The organism is Massilia sp. UMI-21 (assembly GCA_015277795.1).
GTDB lineage: Bacteria > Pseudomonadota > Gammaproteobacteria > Burkholderiales > Burkholderiaceae_D > Telluria.
In genome coordinates this window covers 1777741-1798545 of sequence record CP063848.1, presented here as the reverse complement: position 1 = coordinate 1798545, position 20805 = coordinate 1777741, and the positions used below count along the sequence as shown (strand labels likewise).

The 20805-nt window shown below is 66.1% G+C and carries 20 protein-coding genes and 1 riboswitch; of the genes, 8 read left to right on the top strand and 12 right to left on the bottom strand.

The genetic code is table 11. The features are described from left to right. Positions 1 to 58: 58 nt before the first annotated feature. From kdsB to IM543_08010, 5 genes are all read right to left on the bottom strand, one after another. Positions 59 to 811, bottom strand: coding sequence for a 3-deoxy-manno-octulosonate cytidylyltransferase (gene kdsB, locus IM543_08030; protein ID QOY95772.1), 753 nt, complete (start codon positions 809 to 811; stop codon positions 59 to 61). 10 nt (positions 812 to 821) lie between these two features. Next, entirely contained in the window at positions 822 to 992 is a 171-nt protein-coding gene (locus IM543_08025) for a Trm112 family protein (GenBank protein ID QOY95771.1), read from the bottom strand. Beyond that, on the bottom strand, positions 973 to 2001 hold the full coding sequence (locus tag IM543_08020; protein ID QOY95770.1) for a tetraacyldisaccharide 4'-kinase: 1029 nt from the start codon (positions 1999 to 2001) through the stop codon (positions 973 to 975). Before IM543_08020 ends, IM543_08025 begins: the two co-directional genes overlap by 20 nt. A gap of 84 nt (positions 2002 to 2085) precedes the next feature. Next, on the bottom strand, positions 2086 to 2529 hold the full coding sequence (locus IM543_08015) for a biopolymer transporter ExbD (GenBank protein ID QOY96578.1): 444 nt from the start codon (positions 2527 to 2529) through the stop codon (positions 2086 to 2088). Further along, on the bottom strand, positions 2529 to 3137 hold the full coding sequence (locus IM543_08010; GenBank protein ID QOY95769.1) for a MotA/TolQ/ExbB proton channel family protein: 609 nt from the start codon (positions 3135 to 3137) through the stop codon (positions 2529 to 2531). Before IM543_08010 ends, IM543_08015 begins: the two co-directional genes overlap by 1 nt. 1280 nt (positions 3138 to 4417) lie before the next feature. On the opposite strand from IM543_08010, the gene IM543_08005 reads away from it, so the two are divergent. From IM543_08005 to IM543_07985, 5 genes are all read left to right on the top strand, one after another. After that, positions 4418 to 5791 carry an exodeoxyribonuclease VII large subunit gene (locus IM543_08005; protein QOY95768.1) on the top strand — a complete coding sequence of 458 codons (1374 nt, stop codon included), beginning with the start codon at positions 4418 to 4420 and terminating at the stop codon, positions 5789 to 5791. A gap of 95 nt (positions 5792 to 5886) precedes the next feature. Beyond that, a complete protein-coding gene (locus tag IM543_08000) occupies positions 5887 to 6465 on the top strand; it encodes a superoxide dismutase [Fe] (protein ID QOY95767.1) in 579 nt (192 codons plus the stop codon). A 160-nt stretch (positions 6466 to 6625) separates the two neighbouring features. Next, positions 6626 to 7057, top strand: coding sequence for a hypothetical protein (locus IM543_07995; GenBank protein ID QOY95766.1), 432 nt, complete (start codon positions 6626 to 6628; stop codon positions 7055 to 7057). Continuing rightward, positions 7054 to 8346, top strand: a complete 1293-nt coding sequence (locus IM543_07990) for a sorbosone dehydrogenase family protein (protein QOY95765.1) — start codon at positions 7054 to 7056, stop codon at positions 8344 to 8346. The genes IM543_07995 and IM543_07990 overlap by 4 nt, the downstream gene beginning before the upstream one ends. 214 nt (positions 8347 to 8560) lie before the next feature. Continuing rightward, positions 8561 to 9250 (top strand): response regulator transcription factor, encoded by a 690-nt coding sequence (locus tag IM543_07985; protein QOY95764.1) that lies wholly within the window; start codon positions 8561 to 8563, stop codon positions 9248 to 9250. Between the two features lie 26 nt (positions 9251 to 9276). On the opposite strand, the gene IM543_07980 is transcribed toward IM543_07985, so the two are convergent. The 3 genes from IM543_07980 to IM543_07970 form a co-directional block, all read right to left on the bottom strand. Further along, complete coding sequence (locus tag IM543_07980; GenBank protein ID QOY95763.1) at positions 9277 to 9999, bottom strand: hypothetical protein; 723 nt, start codon at positions 9997 to 9999, stop codon at positions 9277 to 9279. Next, a complete protein-coding gene (locus tag IM543_07975; protein QOY95762.1) occupies positions 9999 to 10841 on the bottom strand; it encodes a MipA/OmpV family protein in 843 nt (280 codons plus the stop codon). The genes IM543_07980 and IM543_07975 overlap by 1 nt, the downstream gene beginning before the upstream one ends. Before the next feature lie 67 nt (positions 10842 to 10908). Beyond that, positions 10909 to 11763, bottom strand: coding sequence for a hypothetical protein (locus IM543_07970; GenBank protein QOY95761.1), 855 nt, complete (start codon positions 11761 to 11763; stop codon positions 10909 to 10911). Between the two features lie 323 nt (positions 11764 to 12086). On the opposite strand from IM543_07970, the gene IM543_07965 reads away from it, so the two are divergent. Together IM543_07965 and IM543_07960 are read left to right on the top strand one after the other, a co-directional pair. Beyond that, the gene (locus IM543_07965; protein ID QOY95760.1) at positions 12087 to 13388 is read left to right on the top strand and encodes a two-component sensor histidine kinase; all 1302 of its coding nucleotides are present in this window, start codon (positions 12087 to 12089) and stop codon (positions 13386 to 13388) included. 69 nt (positions 13389 to 13457) lie between these two features. After that, complete coding sequence (locus IM543_07960) at positions 13458 to 14042, top strand: hypothetical protein (GenBank protein ID QOY95759.1); 585 nt, start codon at positions 13458 to 13460, stop codon at positions 14040 to 14042. A gap of 28 nt (positions 14043 to 14070) precedes the next feature. Here IM543_07960 and IM543_07955 read toward each other — a convergent pair whose 3' ends face one another. The 4 genes from IM543_07955 to IM543_07940 form a co-directional block, all read right to left on the bottom strand. Beyond that, a complete protein-coding gene (locus tag IM543_07955) occupies positions 14071 to 14400 on the bottom strand; it encodes a hypothetical protein (GenBank protein QOY95758.1) in 330 nt (109 codons plus the stop codon). Next, positions 14397 to 15059: a thiol:disulfide interchange protein DsbA/DsbL gene (locus tag IM543_07950; GenBank protein ID QOY95757.1), complete on the bottom strand. Its 663-nt coding sequence runs from the start codon at positions 15057 to 15059 to the stop codon at positions 14397 to 14399. The genes IM543_07955 and IM543_07950 overlap by 4 nt, the downstream gene beginning before the upstream one ends. A gap of 147 nt (positions 15060 to 15206) precedes the next feature. Beyond that, positions 15207 to 16112 carry a cobalamin-binding protein gene (locus tag IM543_07945; GenBank protein ID QOY95756.1) on the bottom strand — a complete coding sequence of 302 codons (906 nt, stop codon included), beginning with the start codon at positions 16110 to 16112 and terminating at the stop codon, positions 15207 to 15209. Then, entirely contained in the window at positions 16112 to 18139 is a 2028-nt protein-coding gene (locus tag IM543_07940; protein ID QOY95755.1) for a TonB-dependent receptor, read from the bottom strand. Before IM543_07940 ends, IM543_07945 begins: the two co-directional genes overlap by 1 nt. Positions 18140 to 18221: 82 nt before the next feature. After that, positions 18222 to 18459: riboswitch (cobalamin riboswitch) on the bottom strand. Positions 18460 to 18585: 126 nt separating this feature from the next. On the opposite strand from IM543_07940, the gene IM543_07935 reads away from it, so the two are divergent. After that, positions 18586 to 20802 (top strand): M1 family metallopeptidase, encoded by a 2217-nt coding sequence (locus tag IM543_07935; GenBank protein ID QOY95754.1) that lies wholly within the window; start codon positions 18586 to 18588, stop codon positions 20800 to 20802. The last annotated feature ends 3 nt before the right edge of the window (positions 20803 to 20805 follow it).

The window sequence follows — 20805 nt, the reverse complement described above, 5'->3', positions numbered from 1 at the left end:
CCTTCCACCGGCGAGTTTTGATATAGCGCAGACAATACAAACACAGCGCAATCGGCGTTCAGGCAAAGTAGTGGCGGCGTACGCGCTCCAGGTCGTCCGGGGTATCGACCCCTGCCGGCGGCGCGCTGTCGGTGATGTGCACGGCGATCGGGTATCCGTGCCAGAGCACGCGCAATTGCTCCAGCGCCTCGATGGTTTCAAGGGGCGCGCTCTCCAGTGCCGGATAAGCCTGGAGGAAAGCGTTGCTGTAGGCGTACAGGCCGACGTGGCGCAGCGGCGCATAGCCGGCCGGCAGCGACTCCCTGGCTGCGGCAAAGGCGTCGCGGTGCCAGGGGATCGTGGCGCGCGAGAAATACAATGCCCTGCCCGCCTTGTCGAGCACGACCTTGACCACGTTCGGGTTGAAGACGTCGGCGACCTCGAGGATCGGGTGGGCAACGGTGGCCATCGGCACGCCGTCGCGAATCAGTGCGGCGCAGGCCGCCAGCAGCGCCGGGTCGATCAGCGGCTCGTCGCCCTGCAGGTTGACCACCACCGCATCCGGCGCCAGGCCCAGCTGGCGGGCGACTTCGGCGATGCGGTCGGTACCGGACGGGTGGTCGGCGCGGGTCATGCAAGCTTCGATGCCGTGCGCGGCGCAGGCGGCGGCAATGCTCGGCGCGTCGGTGGCGACGATGATGCGCGCGGCCCCCGAGTCGCGCGCGCGCTCGGCCACGCGTACCACCATCGGCTTGCCGCCGAGGTCGGCCAGCGGCTTGTTCGGCAGGCGGGTCGACGCCAGCCGCGCCGGAATGATGACGGTAAAGCTCATGCCGATACGCTCATGCCGGCTCGATCTTGCGCGCCTGGTCGGCCCACATGATCGGGATGCCATCGCGAATCGGATAGGCAAGGCGGTCTGCGCGGCAGATCAGTTCCTGCGCCTTCTTGTCGTACTCGAGCGGGCTCTTGCACAGGGGGCACACCAGGATATCAAGCAATCGAGCGTCCACGACATTTCTCCACGATTTGTTCGGCCAGCGCGGGATCGATCCGCGCCGTCACGGGCACGACCCACAGCCGTGGATCGTCCTTCAGGTTATCAAGTTGCCGACATTTTACTGCATCCTTCTCGGTGATCAGGATGACATCGGCGTCGACCGCGTCGAAGGGGCGGTCGAGGAAGTCGTGGTGGTCCGGCAGCGGCAGCTCGTCGAAGCGCAGCCCGGCCGCGCGCAGCATGGCGAAGAAGCGGCCCGGGTTGCCGATGCCGGCGGCGGCCACGATGCGCCGGCCCTGCAGGCGCCCCAGGGGCAGGCAGGCTTCCGGACGCATCAGGGGCTCGGCGAAGTCGCCCTCCAGCCTCATGCGGAAGGGCTGGCCGCCGACCGCGCGCGCCAGCTGTGGCGTGATCTCCGGCGCGTTGATCACCGTGAAGTCGCGACGGCGCGAAGGCGGCTCGCGCAGCGGCCCGGCCGGCAGCAGCCAGCCGTTGCCGACGCCGCGGCCGTCGAACAGGACGATCTCGATGTCGCGCGCCAGGGCGTAATGCTGCAGGCCGTCGTCGGCGATCAGGACGTCGACCTCCGGATGCGCCGCCAGCAGCGCCCTGCCCGCCTGCGCACGGTCGCGGCCGACCACCACCGGGCAATCGGCGCGGGCGGCGATCAGCAGCGGTTCGTCGCCCACTTCGGCGGGGCTGGAGCGGGGGCCGACCGCGCGCGGCGCCGACCCGGCGCCGCCATGGCCGCGCGAGATCACGCCCGGCCGCATGCCGGCAGCGCGCAGGCATTGCGCCAGCCAGATCGTCAGCGGGGTCTTGCCGGTCCCGCCGATAAAGATGTTGCCGACCACGATGACCGGTACCGGCAGGCGGGTGCTGTTCTTCAGGCCGAGGCGGTACAGCAGGGCGCGGACCGCGGCCAGCAGCCGGAACAGCAGCGCGAGCGGCAGCAGCGCCACGGCCAGGAGGCCGCGCCGCAGCCAGGCGCGGGTGAGCGTTGATTCGAGGGAGTGAGCCATGAGGAGGCGAGCGCCGGGGCGCCCGCTTGCGTTGATCCTGCTGGTTTTTTGCTGGTTTTTTGCTTGTGTTTCGCTTGTTTCTTCTTATTTCTTGGTGCCGGTCTGGGCGGCGAAGGTCAGCTTGTCGTAGCCGGCCACGCGCGCCGCTTCCAGCACGTTGATCACCATCTGGTGCATCGCGAACTGGTCGGCGTTGACGATCACGACCGGGTCCGCGGCCGGCTGGCCGTCGGGGCCGCCGCTGCGGGCCGCGTTCTTCAGGTCCTCGGCCAGCCCGGCCACGCTGTGGAAGGCTACCGGTACGTTGTTGACCGTGTAGTTGCCCTTGGCGTCGATGGTGACATTGATCTCGAAGGGGCGCTGCTCGACCTTCTCGGCATCGGCCGTCGGCAGCGTGATCTGCAGTTCGGTGAACTTGCTGTAGGTGGTAGAGACCATCAGGAAGATCAGGACCACCAGCAGCACGTCGATGAACGGAATCAGGTTGATCTCCGGTTCCTCGCGCTGCCGGCCGCGGCGGAAGTTCATCATTTGCGGGTCCCGTGCACGACGTCGACGAATTTCACGGCCTGCAGCTCCATCTCGACGATGAAGCTGTCGACCAGGGCGCGGAAGTGGCGGTAGAACACCAGGGCCGGCATGGCGATGGCCAGGCCGAAGCCGGTGTTGTACAGGGCCACCGAGATGCCGTGCGCCAGCTGGGCCGGGTTGCTGCCGCCGGTCGGGCTCTGGGCGCCGAAGATCTCGATCATGCCGACCACGGTGCCGAACAGGCCCATCAGCGGCGCCAGCGAGGCGATGGTGCCGAGCGTGGTCAGGAAGCGTTCCAGGCCATGGGCGACGCCGCGGCCCGCTTCCTCGATCGATTCCTTCATCACGTCGCGCGGGGCGTCGACGTTGCGCAGCGCGGCGGCCAGCACGGTGCCGAGCGGCGAGTTGTGCTCGAGCTTGTCGACCACGTCGGGGGTGATCTTGCCGGAACGATAGACACGGATCACGTCATCCAGCAATTGCTTCGGGAGAATCTTCTCGCGGCGCAGGTAGATCAGGCGTTCCACGATCAAGGCAACCGCAACGATCGAGGCAATCAGCAACAGCCAGATGGGCCAGCCTGCAGCTTGAAAAATGGCGAGCAAGAGAAACTCCTGTAGGAAAGAAAATCAATTCAGCAATGTAACAAGTTGCTAGCAGTGCGGCAAGTGTGGTTCTGCACAAGTTCTGTGGATAAAAATGTGTGCAAGCACCGGATCCAGGTCAAAGCGCCTTGATTTCAAAGGACATTTTGCGGCTGCGCAAGAAAACGGCACATGTCAGATGCGCATCCTGGCTGGGCTGGTCCAATTTTCAAGGCGGCATTGAGATAGCTCAAGCGTTCGCAGTTACGAACACATTCTGTGGACAAAATTGTGTGCAATGGCAGCCCCGACAAGCTAAGTCATTGTTTTTCATCAGGAAACTTCCATGGCGCAAAAAATGAGCAGTGTCGCCTTCCTCCCGCGCAGCATCCACCCTGCCGGCTTCCTCACACTTTTTGTGGACAAAAATGTGAGCAATGCCGCTTTTTTATCATTAAGGCTTTGATTTTAAACATAAAATCAAAACTGCACAAAATTTAATCACAGGCCCGTATCGCCACGGTTTATGTGCATTTCCGGGCTTTCCTGCATGACTTATATTGCCTTGCCGATGTTGCGGCAAAGAAAATTCATATCTCCACAGTATTTGTGGATAAGATTGTGATGAAGCATGTAGGGGCTGGATTAAGTGCTTGATTTTAAACACATCGAACGCAACTGCACGCAAAACATGCAGGGGGCATTCCATCGTCCCCGCCAAGGCGTGCAGCGCCTGCGGGAGGACCAGCTCGGCAGCGCCATGCCGATCCGGCGTCCTCGCCCCTCAGCCGTCACCGGCGTTCTGCACACATTTTGTGGACAAAATTGTGCGCAAGCCTACGAACACTAGCTTAAGTCATTGATCTACAACAATAAAACTTCCTAGCGTCATTTTTGGGCAGGCGGGCACCCCGCTTGCCGCCCATGCATGCCGCATGCGGGCGGCGCGCGCCATGCGCACCCTATGCACATATTTTGTGGACAACAACGCGAACAAGCCCGGCATATCCGGGATAAGTCATTGATGTGTAAGGGATGCGGCCCAGCAGCACGTAAATTGTGCAGCCGCAGGTCTTATGGATGAGTTGCCCACAGATTTTGTGGATAAGCCCATGTCGAAACATGAAGATCGCTTCGCAAGCCCTTGATTTAAAACGGTTTCAATAGAATGCATTGAAAAACGGCAACTTAGGGTGAAATGCTGCAAGCATCGCGCCGGCCGCGCACGCCTGCAGACAGCCCTTGTCGTTTTCGCCAGGATATGACATAAGCATCCCTTTTGCCGTCTACCGAGCCGCCCCATGGAATCCCCCCGCGATGCCGACCCCGCCTACACCGCCCCGCCCGTCCTGAGCGTGAGCGCCCTGAACCAGCAGGTGGCGCGCCTGCTCGAACGAAGTTTTCCGCTGGTCTGGATCGGCGGCGAAATCTCGAACTTCACGCGCGCCAGTTCCGGCCACTGGTACTTCACGCTGAAGGACGATGCCGCCCAGGTGCGCGCGGTCATGTTCCGCAGCCGCGCCCAATACGCCGGCTTCCATCCGCGCGAAGGCGACAAGGTCGAGGTGCGCGCCCTGGTCACCCTGTACGGGGCGCGCGGCGACTACCAGATCAATGTCGAGACCATCCGCCGCGCCGGCGTGGGCCAGCTCTACGAAGCCTTCCTGAGGCTCAAGGAAAAGCTGTCGGGCCAGGGCCTGTTCGATGCCGAACGCAAGCGCCCGCTGCCGCTGTTCCCGCGCACCGTCGGCATCGTCACCAGCCCGCAGGCGGCCGCCCTGCGCGACGTGCTGACCGCGCTGCGCCGACGCGCGCCGCACGTGCACGTGATCCTGTACCCGGCCCCGGTGCAGGGCCAGTTCGCCGCCGACAAGATCGCCGAAGCCATCATGACGGCATCGCGCCGCGGGGAAGCCGACGTGCTGCTGGTGTGCCGCGGCGGCGGCTCGATCGAAGACCTGTGGAGTTTTAACGAAGAATGCGTGGCGCGCGCCATCGACGCCTGCCAGATCCCGGTGATCTCGGGCGTGGGCCACGAGACCGACGTCACCATCGCCGACTTCGCCGCCGACGTGCGCGCCGCCACCCCGACCGCCGCCGCCGAACTGGCGGCCACGCCGCGTACCGACTGGCTGGCCTCGCTGTCGGGCGACGCCCAGGACCTGCGCCGCGCCATGCGCCGCACGCTGTCGGAAGCCAGCCAGGGACTGGACGGGCTCGGCCGCCGCCTGCTGAACCCCTCGGCCCAGATTCGCCACCAGCGCGTGAAACTGCTGTCGATGGCGGCCGCGCTGACCCATGCGGTGCGCACCCCGGTCAACCGCCAGAACCTGGTGCTGGCCCAGCTGCAGCAGCGCTGGATGCGCCACCGGCCCGACATGCGGGCCCTGCGCGCCCAGCTGCTGGCTGACGGGCGCTACCTGAATACCAGTCTGTGCAACAGTATCAAACAGCGGCGCGATGCCCTGCATGCGCTGGCGGCCCAGCTCGAGCTGCTGAACCCGCAACGCACGCTCGAGCGCGGCTACGCGATCGTACGCAATGCCAGGGGCGAGGTGCTGCGCGACCCGGCGCAGGTCAAGGCGCGCAACAAGCTGAAGGTCCGACTGGCCGGCGGCAGCGCCGAGATCGTGGTGTCGAGCGTACAAGCCGTGCCGGGAGCAGCACCCGAGTGAGTACGACTGGCCAAGCATGCAACATCCGGTCATCCGGTTTAGAATAACGCCGCTCTGGAACAAAACCTGTCCAACCAACGCACAAGGAATAAAACATGGAACATACCCTGCCGCCGCTGCCTTACGCCAAAGACGCCCTGCAGCCGCACATCTCGGCCGAGACCCTGGAATACCACTACGGCAAGCACCACCAGACCTATGTCACCAACCTGAACAACATGATCAAGGGGACCGAGTACGAAAACATGTCCCTGGAAGAGATCATCAAGAAGTCCTCGGGCGGTGTGTTCAACAACTCGGCCCAGGTCTGGAACCATACCTTCTTCTGGAACTGCATGACCCCGAACGGCGCCGGCGCACCGAGCGGCAAGGCGCTTGACGCCATCAACGCCAAGTGGGGCTCGTTCGACAAGTTCAAGGAAGAGTTCAACAAGTCGGCCCTGGGCAACTTCGGCTCGGGCTGGACCTGGCTGGTGCAAAAGACCGACGGCAGCGTCGACATCGTCAACACCTCGAACGCCGGCACCCCGCTGACCACCACGGACAAGCCGCTCCTGACCGCCGACGTCTGGGAACACGCCTACTACATCGACTACCGCAACGCCCGCGCCAAGTTCCTGGACGCGTTCTGGAACGTGGCGAACTGGGACTTCGTGAACCAGAACATGGCGTAAGCCGTTCTCCTCAAGCGTCTTGACGAGCACGACAAGTGGCCCGCCCAGTGCGGGCCACTTGCATGATGGGCCACGCATCCCGCCATGGGCGCAAGCATGCGCCAGGAATTTGAACTAGTCCGTATGATGTGACTTGTCATTTCATCATCAAGGACTCACCATGTCTTCCGTTACGACGGCTCACGCCATCTATCGCAGCCCGCCAGGTCCGGTCCATGCGATCCTGCTCGGCGGCAGCGTTTCCCTGTTTCTCGGCGCCCTGCTGAGCGACTTTGCCTACTACAACACCTACCACATCCAGTGGACCATCTTCGCGTCATGGCTGGTTGCCGGCGGTCTGCTGTTCTCGGGTTTGGCGCTCGTGTTCGCGCTGGTGAGCCTGGTCCGCGCCGAGCGCAAGGCGGGCCGCACCCTGGCGTACTTCGTGCTGCTGCTGGTGACCTGGGTGCTTGGGCTGGTCAATGCCTTCGAACACGCGAAGGATGCCTGGGCCGCCATGCCCGCCAGTCTGATCCTCTCGGTGGTCGTCGCGATCCTGATCTGCATCGCGGCCTGGCTGCGTTTCAACCCACATTCGGGAGACACACAATGACGCCATTGCGCATCGTGACATTATTGGGCATGACGCTGCTGTTGAACGCGTGCTCCGAGAAGGGCGAAAGCATCCAGGCACGCGGACCGGACCCGAAATTGCCGGCGCCGCAGCGCGGCTTGCTGCCGAACATGAAAATTGCCGAACCGGCCGAATGGGGCCAGCAGAAGCCGGTCGTACCCGAGGGCTTCACGATCGAGGCCATCGCCACCGGCCTGAAAATCCCGCGCCAGACGCTGGTTCTTCCGAATGGCGATATCCTGGTGGCGGAAGGACGCGGCGGCAATGCACCCAAGCTGAAACCCAAAGACATCATTGCCGGCTATATCAAGGCCAAGGGGAACACCCAGGTCAAGGGCGGCAATCGACTGACCCTGCTGCGCGACGCCGACGGCGACGGCCGCTATGAGCTCGCAACGGTGTTCGCCGACAAGCTCAACGCCCCTTACGGGCTGGCGTATGCCAATAACAAGCTGTATGTCGCCAACCAGGACGAGCTGGTCCGCTTCGACTACCAGGACGGCCAGACCAAGGCCGGCGGCCCGCCGGTCAGCGTCACGAAACTGCCTTCCGAAATCAACCACCACTGGACCAAGTCGCTCGCGATCAGCCCGGACGGGCGCTTCCTGTATGTCGGGATCGGCTCGAACAGCAATATCACCGAGCGCGGCATGGACGCCGAAGTCGACCGCGCCATGATCTGGCAGGTCGATGCCGAGACCGGCGCATACAAGCCGTATGCCACCGGCGTGCGCAATCCGACCGCCCTGGCCTTCCAGCCCGACACCAAGCAGTTGTGGGCGGTCGCCAACGAGCGTGACGAGCTGGGGCCGGACCTGGTGCCGGATTACCTGACCTCGGTGCGCGAAGGTGGTTTCTATGGCTGGCCCTACAGTTACTGGGGACAGAACGTCGATCCCCGCGTCAAGCCGCAGAATCCTGAAAAGGTCGCCGCCGCCATCAAGCCCGACTACAGCCTGGGTTCGCACGTCGCCGCGCTCGGCCTGGACTTTTCCGTGCCGGCGATGGGCGCAGCCTATGCGAACGGCGCATTCATTGGCGAACACGGCAGTTGGAACCGTGCCGATCCTGTCGGTTACAAGGTCATCTTCGTGCCCTTCAGCAACGGGGTCCCGTCCGGCAAGCCGATCGACTTCGCCACCGGCTTCCGTGATGCCGAAGGCAAGACCCGTGGACGGCCGGTGGGTGTCACCGTCGATCCGCGCGGTGCGCTGATCATTGCGGACGACCTGTCGAACACCGTGTGGCGGGTGCGGCCAACGCGCTGACCGCGACTTGACGCCGGCGGCGGCCGGTGGCCAGGTGGCGTCGGCACCGGGCGCGTGCCCCTGCCGACCGCTGCCGACCGCGTCCGGTCACCGTCGCCATGGCGGCGCCTGGCCCCATCATTGTCATCAAACTGTATGCAAATGTCCCCCCTTTGTAGGGGCTGTGCCATCAAGCATTGAGTCTTATACAATCTCGGACGAAGGAGATACGAGAATGTACCGAGTGATGCTGGTGGAAGACGATGCGCGTTTGGCGGAACTCGTCACCGAATACCTGTCTGGCTATGAATTCGCGGTCGACCTGGTCAGCCGCGGCGACGGGGCGCTGGAACGCTTCAAGGCGCTGTCGCCCGACGTCGTGGTGCTCGACCTGATGCTGCCGGGCCTGGACGGCATGGTGGTGTGCCGCCAGATCCGCGAGATGTCCGAAGTGCCGATCCTGATCCTGACCGCGCGCGAAGACTCCTACGACGAAGTCTCGGGCCTGGAACAGGGCGCGGACGATTTCGTCAACAAGCCGGTGCAGCCGCGGGTGCTGCTGGCGCGCCTGCGCGCCCTGATGCGGCGCACCACCCAGGCCAAGGGCGGCCTCGATGCGCGCGTGCTGCAGTTCGGCGCGCTGCGGATCGTCACCAGCGACCGCAGCGTGGTCTGGCGCGGCGAAACCTGCGTGCTGTCGAATACCGAATACAAGCTGCTGCTGGTGCTGGCCGAGGCGGCCGGCCGCGTGCTCTCGCGCGACGCCCTGCTCAAGAAGATGCGCGGCATCGAGTTCGACGGCCTGGACCGCAGTATCGACAACTGCATCTCGAAGCTGCGCCGCAAGTTCGAGGATGCCGACTCGGAGAAGATCAAGACGGTGTGGGGCGAAGGCTACCTGTTCTCGCCTTCCGCCTGGGACTGAGACTTCCTGCGGGGTGTGCGGCCGCTTTATTCGAACAGCGGCACGATCGCCAGCGGCGCGCTAAACGTAATCACCTGGGCGCGCTCCGGACCGAAACGGTAGGTGGCGGACGGAAAATCCGCGTCCATGTCGCCGCCGAAGGCCGGCCCCGGCGCCACCGGCAGCGGCTGCTCGCCCTCGGCACGGCGCAGCTTGACCGAGGTCTCCACGCCCTTTTTCGGAAACACCATGCGCACGCCCACGCACTGGCGCGAGCGCGCCGTGGCATCGATGTGGCGGGCAAAGCCGAGCGCCTGTTCGCAGGCGGCGCGCAGTTCGGCGCTGTCATAGGTATTGTCGGCCTGGGCGGCGATCGTCACCCGCGAGCGCAGGCTGAACGGACCGATGCGGCGGCTCGGCGCCAGTACGGCGTTCTCGTCGTAGGCCGCCTTTACCAGCGGCAGTACACCGCGCCCCAGCGGATCGAGCGCGAGGCTGGTCTGCACGGTCTTGCCGCTCAGCACCAGTTGCAGGCCCATCCGCGGGGCATCGTCCAGGGCGGCCCGCAGCGCGCCAGGCTCACGCGGCACCAGTTGCACGTGGTTTTGCAGCAGGCTCTTGGGGCCGCCGTATTTTTCGAACACCACCACCGACCGGTAGGCATCGCGGTAGCTGGCCCACTCCGACGCGTGCGGCTGCGCCTGTGCCGCGGCCAGGGTGGCCGTGCCCAGGAGACAAACGCATGCGGTGGCGTGTGCGAGTCGCATCATCAGAAGCGGTAGGCGAAGGCGGTCGAAACCGTCAGGTTGTTGGGCCGCTCGACGAGCGGGCTGCGGCGCGCATCGCCCGCCAGGCGCGACGCCTGCACGCTCGAGCTCAGCATCCAGGACGGCGACAGCGCCCAGTTCCAGCGCGCGCCGATGTGCATGTCTTTCAGGCCGCCTTCCGGACGGTAGGCGGGATTGCCGCTGGACTCGGCCTGCGCGGCGGTGACGCCGAAGTAGCTCTGTTGGTAAGCCCGGTTGGCGAAGCCGAGGCCGGCCGATACCGACACCGTGTGGTGCGGGGCCACCTGCATCGCCAGGCGCTGGATACCCAGTTCGGCGCGCACGCCCTTGCGGTCGTTGCCGGCGCCGGCCTGTACGCTGCTGGTCAGGCGCCATACCGGCGACAGGTAATGGTTGAAGAAGGCGCCCGCTTCCGGGCGCGCCTTGATCTCGCCCATGCCGGCCAGCGGATTGCCGCTGGCAAAGGTGCGCACGGCGATCGGCAGCATGCCCGCGCCCTCGAAGCCGCCGAGCTCGCCGCCGGAGCCCGATTCGCTGCGGCGCGGATGCAGCGACAGCAGCGGTCCATATTCGACGGTCGGGCTGGACGACAGGTGCATCCCCGCACTCATGCCCGACACGAACACACCATTGCTCCACTGGACCTGAAGCAGCGGCAATGCCCTGGTTTTCCTGCTGTCCGCCCCCTCGTACCGCGGTGCCGACACGACGCCCAGCCCCGCATACATATCGCGGCTGCCATCGGGCATCGGGTTGGTGGTCGGCGTCTGTGCGCTTGCGGCGCTGCCCGAGACGACCAGGACCAAGGCGAAAAGCTTTTTCATGTATTCAACAATCGAGAGTTCGGCGATCCGATATTTTACGTCGAGCAAGACGAACTCTCACGAATTGTTACTGCAGGGTACGCACTTCACGAATAAAGTGTACCGGCGCCTCGCTGCGGTTCACGATCACCAGGGCCGCCGGATGAACGACCGCCATGCTGCAGACCATGCCGGGCCCCGGCACGGTATCGACATAAAGCACGTTGAGTTTGCCGTCGCGGAAGTCCACCGCGGAGATCGCGGTCGTACGGCAGCCGTCGGGCTGGGCGCCGCGGAACACGCCGATCACCATCTGCCGGCTGAAATCGACCTTCGGCAGCGCCACCTCCGAGCCGGCGTGTTCGGCCCACAGGGCCGTCCAGGCGGCGGCGTCCTTGATCACGACCTCGCGCGGGGTCGCGATCTTGGAAAAGCGCTCGCTCACGATGGTCTGGTAGGCGATCGGGCTGCCCGACTTGGGCAGGAAATCGACCGGCTCGACCTGGTGACCGGCGCCCAGTCCGAGGTCGGCCTTGTCGAGGTTCTCCAGCATGGTGTCGAACAGCGGACGCAGGGTGGCGTCGGTGCAGCTGGTGCGTGGGCCGGCGATGGTCTGGCCTGCCGAGCACAGCACGGCTTGCGGCGTCGGGCCCATCAAGACCTGGCCGTACGCGTTGTCGGCGCAGTTGCCGGCGCGGTCCCACAGCACGTACTTGCTGTCGACAACATACAGCTTGTTGCGGGTCGAGGCGCACGACGCCTCCTGGGCCATCTGGATGTACTCGGAAACGACCGGAACGCCCCCATTGGGCTCGCCGACGGTGATGCCCTGGCCGGCCTGCCGGCTCGTGACGGTGCTGCCGTCGATGTTACCGCCACCGCAGGCCGCCAGGACCAGGCCGGCTACCGCGGCGGTGACAAGAGTGCGTCCAACCAAGCTCATCTTTTTCTTCTCCACGCGTAGCCGGTGCCCGGGGCGCACCGATCGTTTCCTTAGGAATAAAAAAACCCGCCGACACTCGCATATCAGGCGGGCAAACGGAAAACCAGATAATCCTTAACCTGATGCTTCCCATGGTAAGGAGTCGTGTCCATCCATTCCCCCTCGAACTGTCGATGAATTGTCATCAATTTGTAAGACTGCGGAAGCGAGCGATGAACGCGCAATCAGCGAGCAATATAGTTCTTTGCTCCTATACAATGCTGTCAAGGAGATACTATGTGTTTGGCAGCACCCCGTAACCGCCAGTGGAGCAGGACGGGCACATGAACCGGATATTCTTTCGTTTCTTCGTGCTGGTCATGCTGTCGATCACGGCGGCGACCTTCGTGATCTATTTTGCATTCAGTCGGCTGTTCGGGGATCCGCTCGAGGACATCGCACGCAGCCAGGCCGCGGCCCAGATTTTCTTGCTGGAACAATACGTCGACCAGGCGCCGGCGGACGAATGGCTCAGCCGCCTGAACAACGTGCGGGTCGTGTCCGACGTGCGCTACGACCTGATCCCGCTGGCCGATGCGCGCAGCGCCCTGCCCGCCGGCGACCGCGCCCGGCTCGACCGAGGCAAGATCGTGCTCGACCCGGCCGGCCGCAGCTTCTACCGGCGCGTCGACCTGGAGGGAGAACGCTACATCGGCAGCCACGAAGAAGTGCTGCGCGCACAGAACCTGCCGATCGACATCGGGCAGGCGCTCAAGATGGAAGCGCTGCGCTACGTGATCGTCGCGGTGGCGCTGCTGGTGCCGATCGCACTGTGGTCACGCTCGCACTGGCAGGGCCTGCAAGCGCTGTCGCGCCTGGCGGACGAGTTCGGCAGCGGCAGGCTGGGCGCGCGCGCGCAGATGAAGCCGTCGGCCAGCATCTATCCGCTGGCCGAGCGCATCAACCACATGGCCGATCGCATCGAAGACTTGCTGGAAGCCCAGAAAAGCCTGCTGCACTCGGTCTCGCACGAGTTGCGCACCCCGATCGCGCGGCTGGAATTCGGCCTGGAACTGCTGGATGCGCGCGCCAAGGATCCGGACCTGAGCAAGCGCATCGCGGCGATGGAGGGCGACTTGCGCGAGCTCGATTCCCTGGTCAAGGAATTGCTCGACATGAGCAAGCTCGACAGCGCACGCGGACTGCAGGCCGCGCCGGGCGAGCTCGCGCCCTTGCTGCGCGAATGCATCGACATGCTGCCGCCTTCGCCGCACGCGCTCGACTGCCAGCTGGCCGCGGACCTCGGCGAGCTGGCGCTCGACCGGCGCCTGCTGGCGCGCGCCGTCTGCAACCTGCTGCGCAATGCCCAGAAGTACGCGGGCAGCCGCATCCTGCTGTCGGCCACGCGCAGCAGCGAGCAGGTCGAGATCACCGTCGAGGACGACGGCCCCGGCATTCCGCCGGACGAGCGCGACAAGGTCTTCGAACCCTTCTACCGCCTCGACCGCAGCCGCGACCGCGCCACCGGCGGCTTCGGCCTCGGCCTGTCGATCGCGCGCAAGGCAGTGGCGCTGCACGGCGGCAGCCTGGGCGTGGACGACTCGCCGCTGGGCGGGGCGCGCTTCGTCATCCGCCTCCCTGCCTGACACTGGCATGCAGACAATGGACACGGCATACTTCGGGGACGACATCTCACGCACGAATGGAGGCCAGGCATGAGCATCGCTTTACGTTGCCGCTGCGGCCAGCTGCGCGGCCAGGTCGACAGCCGGCGCGTGGCCGCGCGTGTCGTCTGCTACTGCAAGGACTGCCAGGCATACGGCCGTTTCCTCGGCGCCGGCGTGCTCGACGCCGCGGGCGGCACCGAAGTTGCCGCCACCCTGCCCGCCGCGGTGCGCGTCGAGGCCGGCCTGGCGCACCTGGCCTGCATGTCGCTCGGCCCGCGGGGCATTTACCGCTGGTACGCCGCCTGCTGCCGCACCCCGATCGGCAACACGCCGCGCGATCCGCGCACTTCCTACCTGGGTCTGGTGCGGGCCTGCCTCGATGCGCCGGACGCCGGGCTCGAACGCGAACTCGGGCCCGTGCGCTGCCGGGTCGCGACCAGGTCGGCACAGGCGCCGGTCTCCGCCAGCGGCCTGGCAAGCGCCTCGGCCGTGTGCAGGATCGGCATGATGATCGTGAAGGCGCGCCTGGGCGGCGGCTACAAGGAAAATCCCTTCTTCCAGCCTAACACCGACGCGCCGGTGAAACCGGTGCAGGTGCTGTCGCTGGAAGAAAGAAAAGCGCTGACCCCTTAGTTTGCCCCCAGGTCGGCGCGTGGAATGATCAGCGTTCGCCGCGCTCGGGACGCGCACGCACGTGCGTGATGCCGTACCACAGGTGCTCCCACCAGTGCTCGCGCGAATGCACGGTCACGAGGCAGGCCTTGTCGATGCCGCCCTTGAAGAGCGGGTCGGGGCATTTGTTGGTCATCAGGGCGTAGCGCTGGTTCTCGGCATTGACGAGGGCGATGGCGAGCCAGATGGCGATGCCCGCGAAGAGCACCGCCAGCGACCACGCGATGTGGTTCACATTGCTGGTTTCAAACAGCTCGTCCTCGTTGGGCCGGGACCCGTCGTACATCTTGAGGACTTCGCGTTCGACGTCATTGCTCATTTGCTGGCAGCCGCCTTCTTGACGAGTGCGTCCATGACCTGGGTGGTCGCCTGCATGGTTTCGGCCATGCCTTGCAGCTTGTTGGCTTCGGACACCTGGCCCGGCGACACCACGTACTTGCCGTCGATGATGATGGTCGGGGTACCGGTGACCTTGTAGTTGTTCGAGATCTGGCTCAGGCGGCGCAGCTTGGTGGTCACGCCGAACGAGTTCCAGGTTTCCATGAACTTGGCCTTGTCCAGGCCATTCTTGACGGCCCACTCGATGATCTGGTCATCCTTCATCAGGCGCTGGCGCTGCACATGCACGGCCTGGAAGACACGCGGGTGGTACTGCTCGAGCTTGCCCATTGCTTCCAGCGTCAGGAACAGGTGCGCTTCCGGATCGGCCGGGCCCTGGAACGGCAGGTGGATGCGGCGCATGACGATATTGTCGCCCTGCTTCTTGACCCATCCGTTCAGGGTCGGCTCGAGCGCGTTACACGCCGGGCAGTGATACGCGAAGAATTCGATGACCTCGACCTTCTTGCCCGACGCCTGCACCGGCTGCGGCGCACTCAGGGTCTGGTAGTCGACCCCGTTCTTCGGGTCGGCCGGGGACGCGAACGCGGTGCTGGCGACCATGGTCGCGGCGATGAGGGCAAAACGCAGAGAACGCATAGGTTTCCTTCCACAATTGATTGAGCAAACGCCGGGAGATTACCACTTTTTTGGCTTGCCCTCCCAATGAGGGAGGGAATTTTGCATTTGCTTACGGAATTAACGCGGGTGATACGCGGGGCTTGTCGATCCAGCCTCAGTTCATACTCAGTGGCGCCGGCGCTGCCGCACCCCTTCCAGCGCTTCGCACAAGGCTGCCGCCCCCTCGATTGCGCGCGGCCCCGGGCGCGTGAGCAATTCCCCGTCCACGCTCAGCAAGTTGCCCCGCTTCACAGCCGTCATGCTCCGGTACGGTTCCCACAGCCGCACGCCCGGATTGGCCGGGTCGGTGCGCTGGCCCGCCAGGATGGCTTCCGGATCGGCCGCCAGCACCGCCTCGATGCTGACTTCCGGGGCCACCACCTTCAGCGCGCCGAACACGTTGCGCCCGCCGCACACGCGGATCGCATCGCTGGCGATCTGCGCATCGTTGAGGGTGTACAGCGGCTGGTCCCAGATCTGGTAGAACACCGTCACCGGCGAACGCTTGCCGTAGCGCGCGCCCAGGGCCGCCAGCCTGGCGCGCAGGCCGGCGGCGACGCCGGCGGCCGCCTGCTGCGTGCCCAGCAGTTGCCCAAGGCGCTCGACGTTGTCGGCCACTTGCCCAAGCGTGCGCGGCTCGCTGTGAAAGACCGGCACGCCGAGCGACGCGAGCTGGGCGATCTGGCGCGCGGTGTTGCCGGAGTGCCAGACCACGATCAGGTCGGGCTTCAGGGCCAGCACCCGCTCCATGTCGATCACGCTGTTGCTGCCGACCAGCGGCAGCTTCTTCGCCGCTTCCGGGTAGTCGCTGTAGTTCATCGCCCCGACCACCTGCTTGCCGCCGCCGGCCGCGAACAGCAGTTCGGTGGCGTGCGGCGCCATCGAGATGACGCGGCGCGCCGGCTGCTGCAGCGTGACGCGGCGGCCGGCATCGTCGACCACCGTCACCGCGGCCCGGGCGCCGGCGGCCAGCACCAGCGCGGCGGCCGCGGCGGCAAAGGCGGCGCCAAGGGCGCGTCGGAGCGCGGCCATCAGAAGTCGTACCGCAGCGACAGCTTCAGCTGGCGGCCGTCGCTCGGGTAGATGCCCGCGCGGCAGCCGAAGGCGTTGCTGTAGTACTGGCGGTCGGCCAGGTTCAGCGCGCTGAACGCCGCTTCCCAGCCGCCCGTGCGGTAGGCGTAGCGGGCGTCGATCGTGGTGTAGGACGGAATGCGGGCGCCGCAGCCGTTGCTGAAGTCGCTGCCGTAGCGCTGGCTGTCGACCCACTGGGCGCCGAGGTCGGCGCTGTGGCCGCCGAGCCTGCCCGTGGGAGTCCAGGCCAGGCGCGCGGTGACGACATTCTGCGGCACCAGCACCATCTCGCGGCCGGCGTTCGAGCCGCCGGTGAATTCGGCGTCCACGCGCTGCCACTGGCCGCTCAGGCGCAGGTCCTGGCGCAAGGCGTAGCGGCCCTCGAATTCGATGCCCTGGCGGCGGGTCGGGTCGAGGTTGGTGTTGGCGCCCCAGCCGATGGTCGGGTCGTAGAAGATCTCGTTGCGCAGGCGGTGGCGGAACAGGCGCGCGCTGAGCTGGCGCTCGCTACTGCCTGCGGTGACGCCCAGCTCGAGGTCGCGCGAGGTCTGCGGCGCCAATACTTCCGGGCCCGCGCGCAGGCTGTTCTCGTCCACGTTGGCGATCCGGTAGCTGCGTCCCAGCCTGGCGAACAACGTCAGCTGCGGCATCGGGTCGACGCTGCCTTCCAGCGTCCAGGCATTGATCGACTGCCTGCGGTGCTCGCCGGCGACCGGCGGGTAGGCCAGCGGGTCCGAATACTCCTTGGTGAAGCGCTCGTGGCGGCCGCCGATGGCCAGGCGCGCGTTGTGCAGCCCGGCCTGCGGGGCGTTCCACACGAGCTCGTTGCGCAGGTAGACGGCCTGCGAGTCCTGCCCGGCGTCGCCGAGCGAAAAATCGGATTCGGTCTGGCGGTCCCAGCGCACCAGGTCGATGCCGGCCACCAGTTCGTTGCGCTTGTCGCCATCGGCGCCGGTGTGGCGCAGGCGCGGCGAGAACTGGGTCTGGCTGGCGTCGTAACGCGAGCGCGATGCGGTCTTGCTGCCGTTGAACAGGTAGAAGTAGTTGGCAGTCACCTCGCGCGCGCGGCGCGACAGCTCGGCGGCCAGTTCGAGGCCACCGATGCGGTGTTCCGCGAAGGCGCTGATGCGGTCGGTGTCGAGGGTGCCGAAGTCGTCGGGCGTGACGCTCTGGCGCGGATTGGCCAGGAACTGCTCCTCGGTCAGCGAACCCGGGAAGCGCGCGTCCTGCTCCGAACGCTCGAAGCGCAGCCCGGCGCGGCCGGCGCCGTAGCGGTACTGGATGCCGCCGCTCGCGGTCTTCTGCCTGAACGCGCTGTTGGCGCGGTAGTTGTCGGTGCCGCGGTCGGCCACCGCCAAATCGAAGGACAGCGGGCCGGCGCCATGGCTGACCGAGGCGCGCAGGTCGTGCGCATCCGCATTGCTCACATCATAGCGCCCGGCTTCCGCGAACAGCGAACCGTGGGTGCCCTGCTGGACGCCACGGCGCGTGATGATGTTGATCACGCCGCCGGTTGCGCCTTCGCCCCACAAGACGCTGCTGCCGCCGCGCCCGATCTCGATGCGCTCGACGATATCGACCGGAATGCTCGACAGGACCGCATTGGCCAGCTCGTTCTCGTTGAGGCGCACGCCGTCGACCAGGATCACCAGGTTCTGGGCGCTGTTGGCACCGAAGCCGCGCAGGTCGAGCGCGAAGTCGGGCGAGGCATCCAGGCTCTGGCGGCCGTAGACGCCGCCGAGCTTGCGGATCGCGGCATTGACGTCGGTGGCGCCGGCACGGCGGATGTCATCGCGCGTGATGACGGTGGCGCCGATCGGCGCGCTGGCGGCCTGGGCCGGGAAGCGCGCGCCGGTGATGACGATCGATGGAAAGCCTTCCTGCGCGAACGCATGTGGGGCGAAGCTGGACAGCGACAGCGACAGCGCGCAGGCCAGCGCGAGCGGCTTGATGGCCGGCGCGCTGCGTGGAACGACAGCAGATTTCATGTTGGATGTTCTCGGTAATGGCACCGGCCTGCGTCCCCGCACACCGGAGTTCAACGAAAGCCCCGGCGTGCATCGAGCACGCAGGCGCTTCCACCTGTCTGGCCGGTATCCGGGCTTACAAGACCGACTGCCCCACCTTCCTATGCGCGAACGCACAGTGGTTTTTGGAGCAGCCTATCGCGCTCGGACGAGCGCGATGCTTGTTGACCGTTGCGGGGGCAGCACATCTCGGCAGCAGCGCGTAGCGCCTTCGCCTCGTGTTTCCCGTTTAACTGCGCATGCGGAGCACATGCGCGGGCACCAGAACGCAAGAATTATAACCTGACAAGCTTTCCCCGCCTTCCGTCGCCATTATTCGTGCTTCTATCCTAAACGCGTGGAAATTTGCCGCTCTTCCGGATATAGTCGTGTTCATACAAAAACAACATCGACCAGGGGAGTCCCGCATGCAGATACCAATCAGCCGACCAGGCTTGCGCGCCTTGCTTGGCGCCGCACTGCTCGCCGCCGGCGCCGCCTCGGCGTGGTGGGCCCGGGCGGACGCCCCGGCGCCGGCCATGCCGCCTTCACCCGACGGCATCGCCCTGGCCGCGCCCGACGCCGCCGCCGTGACCGTGCCCAGCAGTCCTGATGCCTGGGGCGGCATTCGCAACGGCGAGCACGCCACCCTGTCCGACCGGGTGGTGAGCTACCGCATCGACGCCACCCTCGACCCGGACAAGCACCTGGTCACCGGCCGCCAGCAGCTCAGCTGGCGCAACCGCAGCGCGGTGCCGGTGCGCAGCGTCTACGTCCATCTCTACATGAACGCCTTCGAGGGCCAGGGCAGCAGCTTCTTCACCGAGCAGCGCCTGCGCGGCGAGGGTTTCCGCAGCGGCGTGGACGCGGGCGACGGCGACTGGGGCCACATCGCCCTGCGCAGCGTGCAGCAGGGCGGCGCAGCGGTGCCCTGGCGCTTCGTCCAGCCCGACCGCGGGCCAATCACCGACCACACGGTGGCGCGCTTCGACCTGCCGGCGCCGGTGGCGCCGGGCGCCAGCACCACGCTCGACATCGCCTTCAGCACCCAGTTGCCGCGCGTGATCGCGCGCACCGGCCACGTCGGCAGCTTCCACCTGGTGGCGCAGTGGTTCCCGAAGATCGCGGTGCTCGAACTGCCGGGCGAACGCGGCGCCACCGCGCCGCGCTGGAATGCGCACGAATTTCATATGGAATCGGAGTTCTACGCCGATTTCGGCAGCTACGACGTGCGCCTGACGGTCCCGAAGGACTATACCGTCGGCGCCACCGGCGAACTGCAGGGTGCGCCGGTCGAGAAGAACGGCATGCGCACCCATCGCTACGTGCAGCACGACGTCCACGACTTCGCCTGGACCGCCGACAAGCGCAGCGCGCCGCCGCTGGTGGAAACCTGGACCGGTCCGGGCAGCCCGACCGTGACGGTCCAGGTGCTGTATCCGCCCGAGTACGAGGCCAGCGCCAAGCCGGCCATGAAGGCGGCCAAGGATTCGCTGGCCTATTTCTCGCGCGCGCTCGGCCCCTACCCCTACCGCACGCTCACCGTGGTGATCCCGCCCTACAACGCGGAAGAAGCCGGCGGCATGGAATACCCCACCTTCATCACCGCCTCCGGCCATGCCGCGGTGCCGGAAAAATCGCTGCAGGAGTACGAACTCGACGCGGTGACGATCCACGAGTTCGGGCATGGCTACTTCTACGGCATCCTGGCCAGCAACGAGTTCGAGGAACCGATGCTCGACGAAGGCCTGAACGCGTATTGGGAAAGCCGGATGATGCGCGCGCGGCGCCAGCAGGTCCACCCGGCGCCGGGCTTCCTGAAGCGGATCGGCATCGATCCGGCCTTCGCGCCCTTCGACGTGCAGCGCATGGGCACGCCGCGCGAGCGGCCGCTCGACGCGCCGGGCCAGAACGCCTGGCAGCGCCTGCAGGGCATCGGCCCGGTGTACACCCGCACGGCGCTCGTGATGCGCGACCTGGAAGAACGCATCGGCAGCGCGGCCATCGAGCGCGGCTTCCGCGAGTACTACCGGCGCTGGAAGTTCCGCCACCCGAGCATCGCCGACCTGCGCGAGGCGCTGGCCGAGGGCAGCGGCGAGCGTGCCGTCGTCGAACAGGTGTTCGCGCAACAGGTCTATGCGGCGGCGCGCGTCGACGACAAAGTTGCGACGCTGTCGAGCGAGGAAGAACTGCCGCTGGCCGGCACCCGCCTGGTCGACGGCAAGCGCATCGAAGTCTCGCAAGCGGAGGTGGACAAGCGCATCGCCGCCACCCGCGCCGCGTGGGACAAGGCCCACCCGCATGCCGGAAAAGGCCTGGGGCCCTTCCCCTGGCGCACCAGGGTGACCGTGCGCCGCGACGGCGCCGCCGTACCGCAGACGCTGGTGGTGCACTTCGCGGACGGCAGCAGCGAAAGCGTGGACTGGCGCGCCGCCTCGGCCGACGAAAAATGGCGCAGCTTCAGCTGGGTCAAGCCGGCCCGCGCCGTATCGGCCGAACTGGACCCGCGCCGCAAGCACTACCTCGACGTTAACAAGCTCGACGACAGCCGCAGCATCGAGCCCGACCGCAGCGCCTCGACCCGCTGGACGGGCGACCTGGCGGCCTTCTTCCAACTCATCCTGTCGCTGATCGCCACCGTATGACGA

Excerpts from the sequence above, each read along its gene's own strand:
- kdsB (QOY95772.1), bottom strand. The coding sequence starts at position 811 with ATGAGCTTTACCGTCATCATTCCGGCGCGGCTGGCGTCGACCCGCCTG.
- IM543_08020 (QOY95770.1), bottom strand. The coding sequence starts at position 2,001 with ATGGCTCACTCCCTCGAATCAACGCTCACCCGCGCCTGGCTGCGGCGC.
- IM543_08015 (QOY96578.1), bottom strand. The coding sequence starts at position 2,529 with ATGAACTTCCGCCGCGGCCGGCAGCGCGAGGAACCGGAGATCAACCTG.
- IM543_08005 (QOY95768.1), top strand. The coding sequence starts at position 4,418 with ATGGAATCCCCCCGCGATGCCGACCCCGCCTACACCGCCCCGCCCGTC.
- IM543_08000 (QOY95767.1), top strand. The coding sequence starts at position 5,887 with ATGGAACATACCCTGCCGCCGCTGCCTTACGCCAAAGACGCCCTGCAG.
- IM543_07995 (QOY95766.1), top strand. The coding sequence starts at position 6,626 with ATGTCTTCCGTTACGACGGCTCACGCCATCTATCGCAGCCCGCCAGGT.
- IM543_07990 (QOY95765.1), top strand. The coding sequence starts at position 7,054 with ATGACGCCATTGCGCATCGTGACATTATTGGGCATGACGCTGCTGTTG.
- IM543_07985 (QOY95764.1), top strand. The coding sequence starts at position 8,561 with ATGTACCGAGTGATGCTGGTGGAAGACGATGCGCGTTTGGCGGAACTC.
- IM543_07980 (QOY95763.1), bottom strand. The coding sequence starts at position 9,999 with ATGATGCGACTCGCACACGCCACCGCATGCGTTTGTCTCCTGGGCACG.
- IM543_07975 (QOY95762.1), bottom strand. The coding sequence starts at position 10,841 with ATGAAAAAGCTTTTCGCCTTGGTCCTGGTCGTCTCGGGCAGCGCCGCA.
- IM543_07970 (QOY95761.1), bottom strand. The coding sequence starts at position 11,763 with ATGAGCTTGGTTGGACGCACTCTTGTCACCGCCGCGGTAGCCGGCCTG.
- IM543_07965 (QOY95760.1), top strand. The coding sequence starts at position 12,087 with ATGAACCGGATATTCTTTCGTTTCTTCGTGCTGGTCATGCTGTCGATC.
- IM543_07960 (QOY95759.1), top strand. The coding sequence starts at position 13,458 with ATGAGCATCGCTTTACGTTGCCGCTGCGGCCAGCTGCGCGGCCAGGTC.
- IM543_07955 (QOY95758.1), bottom strand. The coding sequence starts at position 14,400 with ATGAGCAATGACGTCGAACGCGAAGTCCTCAAGATGTACGACGGGTCC.
- IM543_07950 (QOY95757.1), bottom strand. The coding sequence starts at position 15,059 with ATGCGTTCTCTGCGTTTTGCCCTCATCGCCGCGACCATGGTCGCCAGC.
- IM543_07945 (QOY95756.1), bottom strand. The coding sequence starts at position 16,112 with ATGGCCGCGCTCCGACGCGCCCTTGGCGCCGCCTTTGCCGCCGCGGCC.
- IM543_07940 (QOY95755.1), bottom strand. The coding sequence starts at position 18,139 with ATGAAATCTGCTGTCGTTCCACGCAGCGCGCCGGCCATCAAGCCGCTC.
- IM543_07935 (QOY95754.1), top strand. The coding sequence starts at position 18,586 with ATGCAGATACCAATCAGCCGACCAGGCTTGCGCGCCTTGCTTGGCGCC.